Annotated in this window: 15 protein-coding genes; 5 read left to right on the top strand and 10 right to left on the bottom strand. The window is 71.3% G+C overall.

Translation table 11 applies throughout. The features are described 5' to 3' along the window. Positions 1 to 258: 258 nt before the first annotated feature. Complete coding sequence (locus POF43_RS06110; protein ID WP_271322580.1) at positions 259 to 468, bottom strand: hypothetical protein; 210 nt, start codon at positions 466 to 468, stop codon at positions 259 to 261. Between the two features lie 263 nt (positions 469 to 731). On the opposite strand from POF43_RS06110, the gene POF43_RS06105 reads away from it, so the two are divergent. Both POF43_RS06105 and POF43_RS06100 read left to right on the top strand, forming a co-directional pair. Next, positions 732 to 1466: an SDR family NAD(P)-dependent oxidoreductase gene (locus POF43_RS06105; RefSeq protein ID WP_271322579.1), complete on the top strand. Its 735-nt coding sequence runs from the start codon at positions 732 to 734 to the stop codon at positions 1464 to 1466. 79 nt (positions 1467 to 1545) lie between these two features. After that, positions 1546 to 2010 (top strand): MarR family winged helix-turn-helix transcriptional regulator, encoded by a 465-nt coding sequence (locus tag POF43_RS06100; RefSeq protein ID WP_271322578.1) that lies wholly within the window; start codon positions 1546 to 1548, stop codon positions 2008 to 2010. 117 nt (positions 2011 to 2127) lie between these two features. Here POF43_RS06100 and POF43_RS06095 read toward each other — a convergent pair whose 3' ends face one another. Both POF43_RS06095 and POF43_RS06090 read right to left on the bottom strand, forming a co-directional pair. After that, complete coding sequence (locus tag POF43_RS06095) at positions 2128 to 3114, bottom strand: SMP-30/gluconolactonase/LRE family protein (protein ID WP_271322577.1); 987 nt, start codon at positions 3112 to 3114, stop codon at positions 2128 to 2130. Positions 3115 to 3182: 68 nt separating this feature from the next. Then, entirely contained in the window at positions 3183 to 4040 is an 858-nt protein-coding gene (locus POF43_RS06090) for an NmrA family NAD(P)-binding protein (protein ID WP_271322576.1), read from the bottom strand. 127 nt (positions 4041 to 4167) lie between these two features. On the opposite strand from POF43_RS06090, the gene POF43_RS06085 reads away from it, so the two are divergent. Continuing rightward, entirely contained in the window at positions 4168 to 4578 is a 411-nt protein-coding gene (locus POF43_RS06085) for a winged helix-turn-helix transcriptional regulator (protein WP_271312610.1), read from the top strand. Between the two features lie 318 nt (positions 4579 to 4896). On the opposite strand, the gene POF43_RS06080 is transcribed toward POF43_RS06085, so the two are convergent. The 4 genes from POF43_RS06080 to POF43_RS06065 form a co-directional block, all read right to left on the bottom strand. Then, positions 4897 to 5421, bottom strand: a complete 525-nt coding sequence (locus POF43_RS06080) for a GNAT family N-acetyltransferase (RefSeq protein WP_271322575.1) — start codon at positions 5419 to 5421, stop codon at positions 4897 to 4899. Positions 5422 to 5525: 104 nt separating this feature from the next. Then, positions 5526 to 6359, bottom strand: coding sequence for an EamA family transporter (locus tag POF43_RS06075; protein ID WP_271322574.1), 834 nt, complete (start codon positions 6357 to 6359; stop codon positions 5526 to 5528). Positions 6360 to 6777: 418 nt separating this feature from the next. After that, positions 6778 to 7983 carry a type III PLP-dependent enzyme gene (locus POF43_RS06070; RefSeq protein WP_271322573.1) on the bottom strand — a complete coding sequence of 402 codons (1206 nt, stop codon included), beginning with the start codon at positions 7981 to 7983 and terminating at the stop codon, positions 6778 to 6780. 121 nt (positions 7984 to 8104) lie between these two features. Then, positions 8105 to 8950, bottom strand: a complete 846-nt coding sequence (locus tag POF43_RS06065; protein ID WP_271312609.1) for a dimethylarginine dimethylaminohydrolase family protein — start codon at positions 8948 to 8950, stop codon at positions 8105 to 8107. Between the two features lie 659 nt (positions 8951 to 9609). Here POF43_RS06065 and POF43_RS06060 point away from each other — a divergent pair. Continuing rightward, the gene (locus POF43_RS06060) at positions 9610 to 10362 is read left to right on the top strand and encodes a class I SAM-dependent methyltransferase (RefSeq protein WP_271322572.1); all 753 of its coding nucleotides are present in this window, start codon (positions 9610 to 9612) and stop codon (positions 10360 to 10362) included. A gap of 198 nt (positions 10363 to 10560) precedes the next feature. Here POF43_RS06060 and POF43_RS06055 read toward each other — a convergent pair whose 3' ends face one another. From POF43_RS06055 to POF43_RS06045, 3 genes are all read right to left on the bottom strand, one after another. Continuing rightward, positions 10561 to 11028 (bottom strand): GNAT family N-acetyltransferase, encoded by a 468-nt coding sequence (locus POF43_RS06055; protein ID WP_271322571.1) that lies wholly within the window; start codon positions 11026 to 11028, stop codon positions 10561 to 10563. Between the two features lie 841 nt (positions 11029 to 11869). Beyond that, positions 11870 to 12670 (bottom strand): GH25 family lysozyme, encoded by an 801-nt coding sequence (locus POF43_RS06050; protein ID WP_271312608.1) that lies wholly within the window; start codon positions 12668 to 12670, stop codon positions 11870 to 11872. 1185 nt (positions 12671 to 13855) lie between these two features. After that, on the bottom strand, positions 13856 to 14026 hold the full coding sequence (locus POF43_RS06045; protein WP_372515860.1) for a hypothetical protein: 171 nt from the start codon (positions 14024 to 14026) through the stop codon (positions 13856 to 13858). Positions 14027 to 14042: 16 nt separating this feature from the next. Here POF43_RS06045 and POF43_RS06040 point away from each other — a divergent pair, with 16 nt between their 5' ends. Then, positions 14043 to 14219, top strand: coding sequence for a hypothetical protein (locus POF43_RS06040; RefSeq protein WP_271322570.1), 177 nt, complete (start codon positions 14043 to 14045; stop codon positions 14217 to 14219). Positions 14220 to 14419: the final 200 nt, after the last annotated feature.

Here is a 14419-nt window from a genome sequence, read left to right as displayed (position 1 = left end):
GGCTGACGAGAGCGGCGGTGGGCGGCGGGAGCAGTGCGCCGCAGGTCAGTGCGCACGCTGTCGGAGTTCGTCCAGGTAGGCGGCGACCGCGTCGCGGTTGCGGGTCAGGACGTCGATGCGCTCGGTCAGCCTGCCGGGTTCGCGGGGCGGGTCGCGGGCACGATCCGCCGACCGGGTTCGCGGGCACGGTTCGCGGGCCGGGTCCGCTTCGTCACCGGTGGCCGGCCCACCTGGCCGGCCGTGCCGTCGGCTGGACCCTCAGGGGACCTTCGCGTCCTCGTGGTCCCGCCGGTCGTAAGGCGTCGCTCCGCCGTCGTTCCGCCCGGTTCCGGGCCGGTCGCCGGTCGCGTTCTTCCCGCTCCGGCCGCCCCGGTTCGCGTAACGGGGTCCGCCCATGAAGAAGAGCAGTGCGGCGATCACGAAGAGCATGACGCCGAGGGAGAGACCGATGGTCTCCAGTGCGATCATGCGAACACCTCCTGACGTGGTGTCGGCCCGTCGTCGCGCACTCCCACCAGCGTAAGCGCCCGGCCGCGACCCCGCCCGCGCAGGAGACCACCGCCGGCCCGGGCGGGCCCACGGGCCGGCCGAGCGCCCGGTGGGAAAGCCGGCTTGCCACCGCAGGGCATCCGCAGGCCCGACTCCGTACCGCCGCAGGCGACGCCGACCCCCGAGCGGGGACGCGCAGCCACGGCTTGACGGATTTAGTTATACGACACACAATCATTGTTATGACTACAACTAACGCGAGTCTTCCGTCCGACCCGTCGTCGGCCCCGGGCGGCCGCGTGCTGCTGATCGGCGCGTCGCGCGGTCTGGGCCTCGCGCTGGCCCAGGAGTGGGCGCGGGACGGCCGGCAGGTCGTGGCCACCGTGCGCGGCTCGGGCCGGACCCCGTTGCACGACCTCGCCGACACCCGTGCCGAGGAGATCGAGATCGAGACCGTCGACATCACCGAGCCCGCACAGATCGCGGCGCTGCACGACCGGCTGGCGGACCGGAGGTTCGACCTGCTGTTCGTCAACGCCGGCGTCACGAACCGGCCCGACGGCACGGTGGCGGAGACCGCGACCGACGAGTTCAACCGCGTCATGGTCACCAACGCGCTCGGCCCGCTGCGGGTCATCGAGGCGCTCCAGGACCTCGTCGAACCCGAGGGCACGATCGGGGTGATGTCCTCGGGCCAGGGCAGCGTGGCCGGCAACGAGCACGGCGGCCACGAGGTGTACCGCGGCAGCAAAGCCGCGCTCAACACGTTCATGCGCAGCTACGACGCGCGGCACCGGGGCGAGGGCCGGACCCTGGTGCTCATGGCCCCCGGCTGGGTGCGTACCGACCTCGGCGGCCCGAACGCCCGGCTCGGCATGGACGAGAGCATCCCGAACGTCGTCACAACGCTCGACGCCCTCCGGGGCCGCCCCGGGCTGCACTACGTCGACTACCTCGGCCGGACGGTAGCGTGGTGACGGCGGCACCGCGGCGGACCGGGCACCCGACGCGGCGGCCCGGACCGCCGCGGCACCGAAGGAAGCGGGAGAGGCGACGATGACAGGCTCCTCCGGACGATCGGACGATTCCGTCCAGCGGGCCTGGGCCCTCATGCAGCGGTTCGTCGAGGCGCACAACCGGCACGGCGAGCTGGCCGAGGCGCTCGGATTCCGCCTGGGCGGCGGCCGGGGAAAGATCCTCTTCCAGCTCCGCGAAGGACCGGCGACCCTGGGCCGGCTCGCGGAGGCCAACGGTGTCGACGCCCCCTACGCGACGCTGATCGTCGACAAGCTGGAGGCCCACGGCCTCGTCGAACGCCGCCCGCACCCCGATGACCGGCGCCGCAAGCTGGTCACGCTGACCGCCGCCGGGCACGACGTCATCGCGACCGCCGACGCCATACTGCTGCGCCCGCCCCCGGCCATCAAGACCCTCCCGGCCGGCGACCTCGATCAGCTCACCGCCGTCCTCACCCGTCTGCTCGACGCGGACGCGGCCGACCCCGGCGACCGGGGGCGTTGACGCAGCACGGAACACCCGCCGCAGGTACGGCGGGCGCCGTAGGACCGCGGCCCGGTGCGACCGGGCCGCTTCACGGCCCGGTCGCACGGAGCACAGCACCGGAGCGACGGCGCGGGGTCAGCGCAGCGGCAGGCTTTCGAGGGTGAAGACGGGGCTGGTCAGCGGATCGCCGTACAGGAAGGTGTCCATCTGCGAGTTGGTCACCAGCAGCCGGTCCCCGCTCACCGCGACGCCGGTGGTGGTGTCGGCCCCGGGGTAGGTGCGGGCGGAGACGACGGTGGCCGCGGTCTCGTCGCCGGACAGCCGTACGGTGTCGACCTCGTTGGTCACGGAACGGGCGATGTACAGGGTGTCGCCCTGCCGTGCCATCCCGTCGGCGCCGGCCAGCGCCGGTGCGGCGATCCTGCTGACCTCGCCGGTGGCGAGGGTGAGCCGGTAGAGGGCGCCGCTGTACCAGTAGCCGATGATCAGCGACTTGCCGTCGGGGGTGGTGACGATGCCGTTGCCGTTGGACTGGCCGGCCACGTAGTCCGGCAGTCGGTAGGCCACCTCCAGGGTCCGATGGGCGCCGGTGGCCGGGGCGTTCACCTCGGCGGCCGGAATCCGGTAGACGACGGCGCGGAAGGAGTCGGTGATGTAGACGTCCCCGTCGGGGGTGACGGTCTCGTCGTTGACGAGGGTCGGCCCGCCCGTGTCGGGGACGGTGTAGGAGGAGACGAGCTTGCCGGTGTCCGTGTAGACGAAGAAGCGCCCGGTGAAGGCGCCGGCGATGAGCAGGCGGTCGCCGGTGGTCTTGATCCCGGTGGCCTGGGTGCGGCCGTCCTGGCCGCCCGGCAGGAACAGGTCGAGCGACGTCGCCCCGGGGCGCCCGCGGTAGACGGTGCCGTCGGCGATGCTGGCGGTGTAGACGTAGTGGTGGTCGGCCGCGACGCTCTCGGGGAAGGCGTTGCCGCCGTTGACCGTGATCGTGCGGTCGCCGCCCTCGCGGTCGTGGACCGGCGCGGCGGCGGCGGGAAGCGTGAGGGCCGCCACGGCGGCGGACGTCGCGGTGAGGGCGAGGAGCGAGCGCCGCCAAGTGGCCTGCGCGGTGGTGCGGTGGGACATCGTGAAGGACCTTTCCCCGGGTGGTCGGGAGGCACGTGGGCCGGTGGGAGAAGCGGGTCGGTGGCCGGTCAGCGCAGTGCGTCGGCGATCGCGTCGGCCGGCGGGGTGGTCGGCCGTCCGATCAGGCGGCGCAGGTCACCGGAGTCGGTGAACAGCTCGCCGCGGGCCATGCCGAGGTCGGCGTCGACGAGGACGTGTGCCAGCTCGGCGGGCAGGCCGGCGCCGGCCAGCACCCGGGCGAGTTCACCGGCCGGCAGGTCGGTGTACGTGATCCGCTTCCCGGTGGCGGCCGAGATCGCCGCGGCGAGGTCGGCCAGGGTGAACGCCTCGTCACCGCCCAGCTCGTAGACCTCGCCGGCGTGGCCGTCGGTGGTCAGTACCACCGCGGCGGCCTCGGCGTAGTCGGCACGGGTCGCGGCGCTGATCCGGCCCCGGCCGGCCGCGCCGGCGACGGCTCCGCCGGCCAGGATCAGCGGGAGTTGGGCGGTGTAGTTCTCCAGGTACCAGCTGTTGCGCAGCATCACGGCGGGGACCGCGCGCTCCCGCAGGTACTCCTCCGTGGCGCGATGGGTCGCGGCGAGGACCGTGGTGGCGGTGGCCGCGTGCGACATGCTCGTGTACGCCACCAGCGACACCCCCGCCGCCACCGCGGCGTCGACGGCGCGGCGGTGGTTGGCGACCCGCTCGTCCACGGTGGTGGTCGACACCAGCAGCAGCTTGTCCGCGCCCTCGAAGGCCGCCGCGAGAGTGTCCGGCTCGGCGAAGTCGGCCCGCCGCACCACGACGCCGCGGTCGGCGAAGTCCTTGATCCGGGCGATGTCCCGACTGGTCGCGACGATCTGCGAGGCCGGCACCCCGCGCGCCAGCAGTGCCTCGACGGTGAGCCCGCCCAGCTGACCGGAGGCTCCGGTGACAACGATCGACATGGGTTCGCCCCTTCCTGCCGCGGACCTCCCGCGGCACGAACCCCAGGATGACCTGGTCACTCTCCTTCGGTAAGTGACCACTTCGCGGTAAGGTGGCCACCCGCAGGAAAGTATCGAGGTGAGCAGTTTGACGACCACCGAGAATGTGACCGGGCCCATACCGTCCTGGGACCCTTACGCACGCGGCTGCCCGTCGCGTGACCTGCTCGACCAGATCGGCAGCAAGTGGGCGGTCCTCGTGCTGGGCGAACTGGGCAAGCACGGGGCGTGCCGGTTCACCCAACTGCGGCATCGGCTGGCGGGAGTGAGCGAGAAGATGCTCACCCAGACGCTGCGCACCCTCGAACGCGACGGACTGGTCCTGCGAACGGTCCACCCGGAGGTGCCGCCCCGCGTGGAGTACGAGTTGACCGCGCTCGGCCAGACGCTGCGCGGCCCCCTGAAGGCGCTCACGGAGTGGTCGGTGCGGTACGTCGAGGAAGTCCTCACCGCCCGCGAGGAGTACGACGGACGGGCCGTGAAACGTCCAAGCTCGTAACACGCTCGCGCCGGGGCGCACTTGAGGCGTCTCCAGAGGTGACCGCAGGCGAGGGGGACGAAGGCGTCGCCGGGTGCTGTGCGCTGTTCCCCGCGGCCGGCGAGGCGGTTGAACGGGTGGAGCAGGGGGCCCGCCGCCTGCCCGGCGGAGCCGTCGAAGGGCGGGCCGATCCCGCGCGGAAGGTAGGACAGGACGGCGGACCGCCGCACGCGGAGGGGGCGGAGCCCTGACCACTGGCTCCGTTCCCACCCGCGCCTGGCGCACCCGGGCCGCCCCGGCGCCGGACGAGCCGGCCGAGGACGCCGACGCAAGCGGTGCTCAGCCGAGGGTGACCTCCGGGCGCAGGATGCTGTAGACGGCCATGTCGTGGTAGCCGCCGTTGCGGAACTGGGCGCCGCGCAGGGTGCCTTCGCGGGTGAAGCCCGCCTTCTCCAGGGCGCGTTGCTCGGCGGTGTTCGTCACGTCGGTGTGGGCGTCGATCCGGTGCACCTGGGTGTGGGCGAACAGGTAGTGGACGAGCAGCCGTTGGGCCGCGGTGCCGACGCCGCGTCCGCGTGCCGCGGGCAGCAGGCCGGCGCCGATGTTCCAGCTGTGGTTGAGCGGCCCTTGGCCCGACCGGTACCACGACACGTGCCCGAGTGCCTCCGGGCCCGCGGCGACGACCAGATGTCCGAAGTCGGGGGTGAGCAGCCCGTTCTCCTCCCAGCGCCTCACCAGGCCGGCGGGGTCGGTCCAGCCGAACCACCCGTGGACCGACGCCGTTTCGGGGCCGTTGTTGGTCACCGCTTGCAGGACCTGGAGGTCGTCCCTGGCCACGGGCCGAAGCCGGATCTCCTGCGTCATGACGGGCAGGGTATTCCGCCCGGGGAGGCGGTACATCCGAATTACCGCGCGGCGAACCGGGTGGCCGCGGCGCGGTGGCGCCGCCGTGATCCGCCGGACGGTGCCTACAGGTTGATCAGCACGATGCCGGCGAGGGCGGCCACGACTCCGGCGTTCTGGATCGACCGCAGGCGTTCGGCGAGCAGGTACCGGGCCAGCAGGGTGGTCACGACCGGGTAGAGCGAGCTGAGGACCGACACCACCGCGAGGTGGCTGCCGCGCGCCGCGCCGAGGTACGACGCGATCGCGGCGAGGTCCCCGAACCCCACCAGGACGCTGAGGGCCACGGTTCGCCGGTCCCACGTGATGCCGCGCAGGTCCCGCCTCGCCCACGCGCCGGGGAGCACGAGCAGGAGCCCGACGAACTGTTCGGCCAGCATCGTGCCGTACACGCCGTGCGGTGCGCCGAGTCCGGAGAACAGGAACACCGATCCGAAGCCGGCCGCGGCCCCCAGCGACAACAGGACCGTCCGTCTGCCGCCGGCGCCGCCGTGCAGTTCCGGGCCGGAGACGAGGATGACGCCCACGAACGCGACGGCGATGCCCAGGCCCTGGACCGGCATGACGTGCTCGCCGCGGAGCAGCCCGTAGACGACCGGGATCGCGGTGCCGCACGCGGAGACCGGGGCCACCACGGACATCGGACCGGTCGCCATGGCCTGGTAGAACGCGAACAGGCCGAGCATTCCCAGCAGGCCGGCCAGGGCGCCGTAGACCAGGTAGCCGCCGAACCCGACGTGCACCCCCGGGACTCCCAGGCCGACGCCCAGCACGACCACCGCCGTGACCTGGGAGCCCAGCAGCGCCACCGTGACCGGCAGACGCCGCGAGAGCGTGCCCCCGCCGTAGTCGGTGGCGCCCCAGAGCACCGACGCCAGGAGCGCGAGAAAAGCGGTCATTGGTCCGTCCTGCCGAAAGAGTGATGCCAGGTCATGGCCGGCTGCGGGACCGACGGAACGTCACCGCCGCGCCGGACGTACCCGGCCGGCTGCTGCCCGTCCGGGATCGAGGACCATGGCGCGCTGTCGTAGCGGCCCGCCTGCGCGCACCGCCCCGCTTCTCGGTGAGCGCGGCGTCCCGGGCCGCCCTCGGCGTGCTGCGCTGCCTTGCGGCAACTCGCCGCCGTCGCAACGCCGTACGCCGACGAAGGCCGGGACAGCCCGGGGCCACGCGGAGCAACTCCCGCCGCACACCGTGAGTGTCCGCTCCCGGTGCGCACCGTGGGGGTCCGCGTGGCCGTCCGGATGTCCCGGCCGACTCAACTCCCGCTGTTCGTCCCGCACTCGCAGACCTCGGCGGCCGGCTCGCGGGGAGAACTCAGACGCAATGAGTCGTCGTCGGAGCGAACCCGTTGAAGTCCGCGCAGGAGGTACTCGTCGAATACGCGCCGGCGCTCAGGACGTCGACGTGGTCTCCGGCCCGAAGCTCCAGGGGGAGTTCGTACATGCGGTTGTGGTACCACACGTCGGTACCGTCGCACGTCGGTCCCGCGAGAATCACCGGGCCGGTCTCACCGCCGCGCCGCGGGGTGGTGAGCTGGAAATAGATCCAGTCGTTCTCGGTGTCCGCCATGCCGTTGTAGCGGCCACTGTCGAGATACACCCAGCGATGGTCGTCCGCAGTGGATTTACGGGAGACCAGCACGACCTCCGTACGCAGCAGACCCGCGTCCGCCACGAGCAGCCGGCCCGGTTCCAGCATGACCTCCGGCAGCGGAAGTCCGGCGGCCCCGAAGTGCCGGGCCAGCGAATCGGAGATCACCGTCGCATAGTGGGTGGTCGGAGGCGACACGACGGTGTAATTCCCCGGGAATCCTCCACCTATATTGAGCAGCGGCAATTGAATTCCGTCGCTCGCCAGCTTGGCGGCTATTTCGGCCGCCTCGGCGATTCCGGCGTCCCACGCGGCCGGATCCAGTTGCTGCGAACCGACGTGGAAGGAGACACCCGCCGGGTGCAGTCCCAGTTCACCGGTGCGCGCCAAAAGGGAGACGACCATGTCCGAAGCACAGCCGAATTTCGAACCGAACTCGAACACGGCACCGGTGTCGTTCAGCGCGACGCGACAGAACACTGAGGAACCCGGTGCGCATTCGGCCAGGTTCTCCAGGTCGGCCATGCTGTCCGTGGTGAATTTCCGGACACCGAGCGCGAATGCCTTCGCGACATCGGCACGCTTCTTGATCGTGTTTCCGTAGGAGATGTCCTCCGGCCGCGCGCCCTCGGCCAGACACAGTTCGATCTCCGGAATGCTGGCCACATCGAAGCCCGCCCCCAGGGTCGCCAGCAAACGCAGCACCCCGGGCGCGGGATTCGCCTTGACCGCGTAGAACGCCCGGGCCCCGGGCAGCGCCTCGGTCAGTTCCAGATAACGGTCGCGGACCGTTTGCAGGTCGATGACCAGGCACGGCGTCGGCGGCGCCACACGGTCGAGGAACTCCCGGATGCGAGCCATCGCCTCGCTGTCCTCCGTGTTCGACGGAGGATAGGTCGTCAATTCCCGGCGGGCTGTCATGTCTCCCATACCGCTCACTACTCTCCGGTCTCAGTCACACGGACAGCTCGACAACGGACCCGTCACACCCTGGAGCACGAAGGCAGCGATTCCGGCCTGCCCGCGACGCGTCAGCGCGCTCGCACCGGGTTCAGGAGGAGGCGAGGTCGTAGCTGCTGCGGTTCAGGTGCATGGCCATGCACGAGAGCGCGGCACCGGACTTGAGGAACTCGCTCATGTCGAGGAACACCGGCTCGAGACCGGCGAATTCGGCAAGCCGCTCCACCTGGTGGATACGGACCAGCTGGTCCTCCTTCGAGGTGTGCGAAGTGTCCTCGCTGAGGGCCCAGTTGCTCAGCAGCCGACGGCCGGAGACGACGCAGTTGAGAGCGCCCACCGGTGCGGAGAGCGGCACGTCCATGACGTCGTAGTCGGCTTCCAGGCGCTTGAGCACCACGGGGTCGAGCCGCTCGGAGCAGACGCCGATACGGCCGCCCGGCAGGGGAAGCATCACGCAGTCGAGGTGGTACAGGTGCGGGTCGGTCATCTCGACCGGGATGACGTCGGCCTCGAACGACTCCGCGAACCAGTCCGCGAACTCGTGCGAGGTGCGCATGCCGTACGCGCAGGCGTAGGTGTTGCCGCCGAGGAACTTCATGTCGGCCTCGCCCTCGAACAGCTCCGGGGGGTGGACCACGTTGTAGCCGAGCGCTTCGAGGAAGGGACCGGCGACCTTCTCCTCACCGCGGCGCGGCTCGGTGGAGAAGTTGGCGACGATCGCCGTGTCGGGACGGTGCGGCAGCACGATGCCGACGTTGCTGGTGTAGGGCTGGTCCTGAAGCGGCAGGGGGGAGGGCAGGGAGTAGACGAGCGAGCCGTCCCGGCTGAGTTCCTGGACGAACGAGGCGAACTGGCGGATCGCCTTGGGACGGTCGACCGCACGCTGCTCGTCGGTCATCTCGGTCATGTACACGTTGTTCGGAACGTCAGCCGCCATCGACAGGGGCGGTGCCACGAGGAAGGCAGGCGAATCCATGGCCGCAGTGGTGAGCACACCGGCACTCGCCCGCTCGTCCCCCGTCGTTACGACAACCTCGTGTGACATATGAGCCGCTCCTGTCTTGGTGACGCTGAATGGTTCGGCCGCTCTCAGATGCCGCGATCGCCTTGACCCTGACAGCCGGGACGATCCTCCGTGGCGCAGCTATGAGCGAGGGCGCGCGTGCCCTGTGAAACCGCAATGAAGCATTACCGTGTTTCCATGCGGTTTTCTCCCCGAAGACTTGCGGCACTGAGTGCACCACGACACCCGGGCAACGCACCATAGGAAAAACCCTAGTTCCCGCGCTTCGGTTTCTGTCATTTCGTCTTGTTGCTGACGATTTTCCGCTCGCCGATGGTGACGAGTCGGACCTTTGCAAGAAGTCCCCCCGGCGGCCCTGGTCCATACATACGGGGGCACGCGTATTCGATCGGCGACAGCGAAATGCCGCACTTGGCGGATTTCAGCGGGACTGTCCGTCATGAGAAAGCGAGGGAGGCCGTCGCGTCGGGCGGTCGGGCATTTCGACGTTCTGCTCGGCGGGGGCCGCCTCCCGTCGGACGGCTCCTCGTCCGGCGCCGGGTCCACCGGGGGAACGGGCCCGCTGTGCCAGGATGGGCCGCATGCCTCCCGCTCCCGAGAACTCCGCCGGGCGCGCGGACCAGCCGGTGACCAACGACTACGACAGCTTCGCCGAGGCGTACGCGGCCGAGACCGAGTCCAACCTCATCAACGGCTACTACACCCGGCCCGCGATCCTGGACCTGGCCGGCGACGTGGCCGGGCGGCGGATCCTCGACGTCGGCTGCGGGGCCGGCCCCCTGCTGGCGGCGCTGCGCGAGCGGGGCGCGATCGTGACCGGCGTCGACTCCAGCGCGGAAATCCTGGCGCTGGCCAGGCAGCGGCTCGGAGACGGCGCGGCCCTGCGCCAAGCCGCCCTCGGCAGCCCGCTGCCGTTCCCCGACGGGGCGTTCGACGACGTCGTCGTCTGCCTGGTCCTGCACTACCTGGAGGACTGGACGGCGCCGCTCGCCGAACTGCGGCGCGTGCTGGCGCCCGGCGGCCGGCTCATCGTGGCCGTCAACCATCCCTTCGTCAGGAAGCTGATCAGCCCCGGCGCCGACTACTTCACGACGCACCAGTGGTCCGAGGACCACACCTTCAGCGGCCGACACGCCGTACTGACCTACTGGCACCGGCCGCTGCACGCGATGACCGGCGCCTTCACCGCGGCCGGCTTCCGGATCACCGTCATGAGCGAACCGCCCCCGGCACCGCAGGCCCGGGATCTGTTCCCCGACGTCCTCGCGACGTTTCCCTCGGGGTCCTTCCTGAGCTTCCTGTTCTTCGCCCTGGAGGCCGCGTAGGGCGGTGCGCCGTGCGTCACGAGGGCGAGTCGCCACCCTCGTCACGCACGGCGGGCCGCGCCAAGTGCCTCGGCCCGCAGGGTTGTTGACGCGGGCGGTCGGGACGTTTCGGCACCGCGGCGCGATGCCGTAGCGGGCGTCGCGAGCCCGCCGGGATCGCCGGACGCCGGCCCGGACGCCGGCGGCCCGGACGTCGGCCTAGAGCACCGTTCGATAGAAGTGCTGCGACGTGCTCGGCTTGAACCCCAGCTTGTCGTAGAAGTTCAGAGCAGGCGTGTCGTCGACGTCCGCCGCCCACTCGACGCGGCAGCAGCTGTTGTCGCGCGCGATGGTGAACAGCTCGTTCATGAAGCGCTCTTCGAGGATCTTGTCCACTCCGGCACTGCGACAGGAGTTGGCGACGTACAGGTCCTTCATGTACAGCGATCGCGTCAGACCGGCGGCCGGCCACAGGAACGAGTAGGACACCAGGCCCACCAGGGTCTCCTCGTCCCAGGCGACAAGCGCACGGCTCGTCGCGGTCGGCCCGAAGAGCGCGGTGTCGATCTGCGCGAGCCGGTCCTCAAGGGGTTCCGTCGAAGTCCCGCCGTAGAAGCGGTCCATCTCGTCCAGAAGGCTGGCGATCGCGTCGATGTCGGCGGCCTGGGCCGGGCGAATCGTTGTCATTGCTGGTCTGCCTCAATCGAATCGGTGGTGATGAGCGGGTCGTGAGGTTCGGGTGCCGCCGGTGGAGCGACGCGGGGTGCGGCCGGAACGGCGGGCGGTGCTCCAAGGCGACGGAGGGTACCGATTCCCCGCTCACCGGCCGCCGTCCGGGGTCCCGGGGCATCGAGGTCGCAGGCCGCGAGGGACGCAGGGTGGTCCCGGCGACGACGGCCTCCCGGTCGTCAAGCGTGCTCGTCGCCATGGCGTGTTCACCGAACGTCTCATCAAGTGCGCTGCGCAGGCGCTCGATTCCATCGGGCCGGGCCACCGGGTCGACCTCGTCGCGCCCTGCCGCCACGCGCCGGGCAGTCCGACCTCCGCGTCCGTGGCGACACCGTACACAGTCCTCAACGCCGCCCGGTAGTCCCCCGGACGGACGTCCCACCGGCCACCGCGCGGTGGTCCGTATCGCCGTGGCGCACTCGGTCCGCGCCGGCCGCGACGCGGACCGCTCGCGCGACCACCCCACCCACGGCAACCACGACAACCGACTTGGGCGCCCGGCTCCCGGCTACCGGCTACCGGCTACCGGCTACCGGCTACCGGTCTCCGGCTACCGGTCTCCGGCTACCGGCTCCCGCGTGACGACCCGGAGCCCCCGGCGCCGGGCCGCCAACCGGATCGGGCGCGCGCGGCAGCACGCCGCCGGGGCCCGTCACAACCGGTGGACGACATGCCGCAGCCCCGGTCGGAGTGGGGAACGATCCCACTTCGACCGGGGCTCGGCCGGTGCGCCGCGGTGATCGCCCGGGGTCCGGGCGGCCGGCGTCGTCCGCGGTGACCGGCAGCGCTCAGGCGACTGTCACGGGGTGTTGTTGGCCAGCGCCAGCAGACGGGCGCTGGTGCCGATGAAGTAGTCGCGGTCCACGGCGCCCGAGATGCCGCTCACCGATCCGTTGTCGGCGTACTGCCACAGCGTCGCGTACGGGAAGCCGCCCGGGATGACGGGGCTGGCCGCGGTGGTCCAGTCCGCCACGAACAGCGGGCTCCTGGTGGACATGCCGCTCCAGCCACCGGTGCAGGAGTTCCACCAGCTGGGGCTGGTGTAGATGACGATGTCGCGGCCGGTCTTCGCCTTGTACGTGTTGTAGAAGTCGAGGATCCACGACTGCATCGACGCGGCCGACAGGCCGTAGCAGCCGCCCTCCAGGTCCAGCATCCCCGGCAGCGTCAGGTTGTCCGCCGACCAGGCGCCACCGTTGGCGGCGAAGTAGGTCGCCTGCGCCGCGCCGCTGGACAGGTCCGGGTGCGCGAAGTGGTACGCGCCCCGGATCACCTTGGCGTTGTAGGCGTTGAGGTAGTTGGCGCTGAAGTCGGGGTCCTTGTACGTGGTGCTCTCGGTGGCCTTGATGTAGGCGAACTGGATGCCGGCCGCCTTCACCGACGACCAGTTGATCGACCCCTGGTAGTGCGAGACGTCGATGCCGGGAGGGTTCGCCGCGTCGGGGGTCACCGTGCCCGGGGTGTTCAGCTGGAGCTGCCCCGTGACCGGCTTGAAGTCCTTGTTGTCCTGGGCGTAACCGGCGCCCATGTATCCCTGACCGACCGGGATGCTGCTGGCCACCGGCACCGGGGTGGCGGAGGCGGTGCCCGCCGCCGCCATGGTCGCGGTCAGGGCGACGCTCGCGCTGAGGACGCCGGCCACCAGCAGTCTTCGGTTCACGGACCTGGTGGTGCGGATTCGGGAGAACACGGCTTGCCTCCTGGGCACTTGATGGGGGTGGTGAGGCGGACAGGACTGGGGGGTACCCCGCGACCGGGCGGTTCTACTCGCGTAGCGCCCGAAGGGTTCGGCGGTCGTCACCGCCGCTCCGGGATGGCGGGGTCCTCATGAGGTCAGGGGGCGCTCCCGGATCTCACGAACGATCGGAGAAGCTGCCGGCGAGTGCCGGCGGCCGGTCCCGGCGGCCGGTGAGTTCGCCGCGATCCACGGACTCAGGGGCATCGCACTCCGGGCGGACCGGGCGCCGCCGGTCCGCGCCTTCGGCCGGGCGCCGCTCTCCCTGCCGCACGGGACGACGGTCCCCCTGCGGCGCGGGGCGTCGACGCCCTCCGCGCCGGCAGCGCCGGGCAGCGGGCCGGTCGGGCGGGCGCCCGTTGCGATCCGACGGCTCATGCCCACGCGGCACCCACCGAACGGGAGGACGCCACGGCAGACCACGGGGACGCGGCAGCGGCCCCCGCGGCGGCCTTCACCGCTGTGGTCAGCACCGCCGCGGCCAGCAGCGCCGTGGTCAACAGCACCGAGGTCGGCATGGCGGGGAGGAACGCACCACGGACAGCTGCCACGGCGACTCTCGCGTGTCCGACGCTCGGCGTGGCGGGTCTGCGGGACAGCAACGCTTCCTCCTGAGCACGACAGCGGGGTGGGGGACGGGCACGCTGGGCAGTGCTGTTCATACGTGGTGCTGATGCGCTCGATGTTGCTCTTGACGTGGACGCGTCATAAGTGAGCCATGAACTGCCCTTGGACGTAAAGAGGTTCCTCGGATCACCTGTGGTCCAGACCAAAGTGGAGCCCAGGGAGCTGCGGTGATGTCTCCCGTTCGGCGGGAACTTTCAGCGCGTGAAAATCAGTTTCGCTTCCCGGCCGCCGGGCGTGCCCTCCGGATGACCGAAGCCGCGGGGTCCGCCCACCGCGCGGAGCGCGAGTGCGGGCAGCGCGGCGGGGCCACACACCGCACCGCGTCCGTGTCCACGTCCGCGCCCACGCCCACCACGCCGAAGGCCGCCGCACCACACCCGCGCACGCCCGACCGCCACAGCCACCGGCACCGCGCGTGCCGGATCACGGCAGGCGCCGGACGTCGTGCGGGGCGGTGTTCGCGCGCCGGCGTGCGGTGTCCTGGCCGGGCGGAGCTACGAACAGGCGGCGGTACTCGTGGCTGAACCGGGTCGGGCTGTCGTAGCCGACGAGATGTCCGACGGCGGCGACGCCGGCCGCGCGGGCGACCAGCAAGCTCGCCGGCCCGGCGGTGGACCTCGGCCCCGAACACCTGCGGCGGTTCGACGAGCTCTCGGGTCCGGCCCTGGACTACCCGGCACCGGTGCACGGCGCGCTGCGGGCGGTGCTCCAGTTCGCGGGCACCAGCGTGGACGGCGAGACGTCCAGCGCGCATCCGCCGCTGCCGCGGAGCGACGCACGGTACTGACCCGACGTTCACTGCCGGACCGACGTGCGGTACTGACCGCCCGGCATGCGGTACTGATCCGACGTACGGTCCTGGCCGGCATCCGCTGCCGCCCCCGGCGCGCGGCCCTGACCTGACGTCCGTTACCGGCCCGGCGTACGGCCCTGACCCGACGTCCATTGCCGACCCGACGTGCGGCCCTGACTTGACGTCCGTTACCG

Source organism: Streptantibioticus silvisoli, from assembly GCF_027947535.2.
In the GTDB taxonomy this organism is placed as follows: domain Bacteria; phylum Actinomycetota; class Actinomycetes; order Streptomycetales; family Streptomycetaceae; genus Streptantibioticus_C; species Streptantibioticus_C silvisoli.
Note: the sequence above shows the minus strand (reverse complement) of the source record. Positions and strands in the feature narration are given on the sequence as shown.

What these genes read in the sequence shown, in the direction of transcription:
- POF43_RS06060 (WP_271322572.1), top strand. Translation starts at nt 9,610, where the DNA reads ATGGGCCGCATGCCTCCCGCTCCCGAGAACTCCGCCGGGCGCGCGGAC.
- POF43_RS06065 (WP_271312609.1), bottom strand. Translation starts at nt 8,950, where the DNA reads ATGGCGGCTGACGTTCCGAACAACGTGTACATGACCGAGATGACCGAC.
- POF43_RS06075 (WP_271322574.1), bottom strand. Translation starts at nt 6,359, where the DNA reads ATGACCGCTTTTCTCGCGCTCCTGGCGTCGGTGCTCTGGGGCGCCACC.
- POF43_RS06100 (WP_271322578.1), top strand. Translation starts at nt 1,546, where the DNA reads ATGACAGGCTCCTCCGGACGATCGGACGATTCCGTCCAGCGGGCCTGG.
- POF43_RS06080 (WP_271322575.1), bottom strand. Translation starts at nt 5,421, where the DNA reads ATGACGCAGGAGATCCGGCTTCGGCCCGTGGCCAGGGACGACCTCCAG.
- POF43_RS06105 (WP_271322579.1), top strand. Translation starts at nt 732, where the DNA reads ATGACTACAACTAACGCGAGTCTTCCGTCCGACCCGTCGTCGGCCCCG.
- POF43_RS06070 (WP_271322573.1), bottom strand. Translation starts at nt 7,983, where the DNA reads ATGGGAGACATGACAGCCCGCCGGGAATTGACGACCTATCCTCCGTCG.
- POF43_RS06110 (WP_271322580.1), bottom strand. Translation starts at nt 468, where the DNA reads ATGATCGCACTGGAGACCATCGGTCTCTCCCTCGGCGTCATGCTCTTC.
- POF43_RS06050 (WP_271312608.1), bottom strand. Translation starts at nt 12,670, where the DNA reads ATGGCGGCGGCGGGCACCGCCTCCGCCACCCCGGTGCCGGTGGCCAGC.
- POF43_RS06090 (WP_271322576.1), bottom strand. Translation starts at nt 4,040, where the DNA reads ATGTCGATCGTTGTCACCGGAGCCTCCGGTCAGCTGGGCGGGCTCACC.
- POF43_RS06095 (WP_271322577.1), bottom strand. Translation starts at nt 3,114, where the DNA reads ATGTCCCACCGCACCACCGCGCAGGCCACTTGGCGGCGCTCGCTCCTC.
- POF43_RS06055 (WP_271322571.1), bottom strand. Translation starts at nt 11,028, where the DNA reads ATGACAACGATTCGCCCGGCCCAGGCCGCCGACATCGACGCGATCGCC.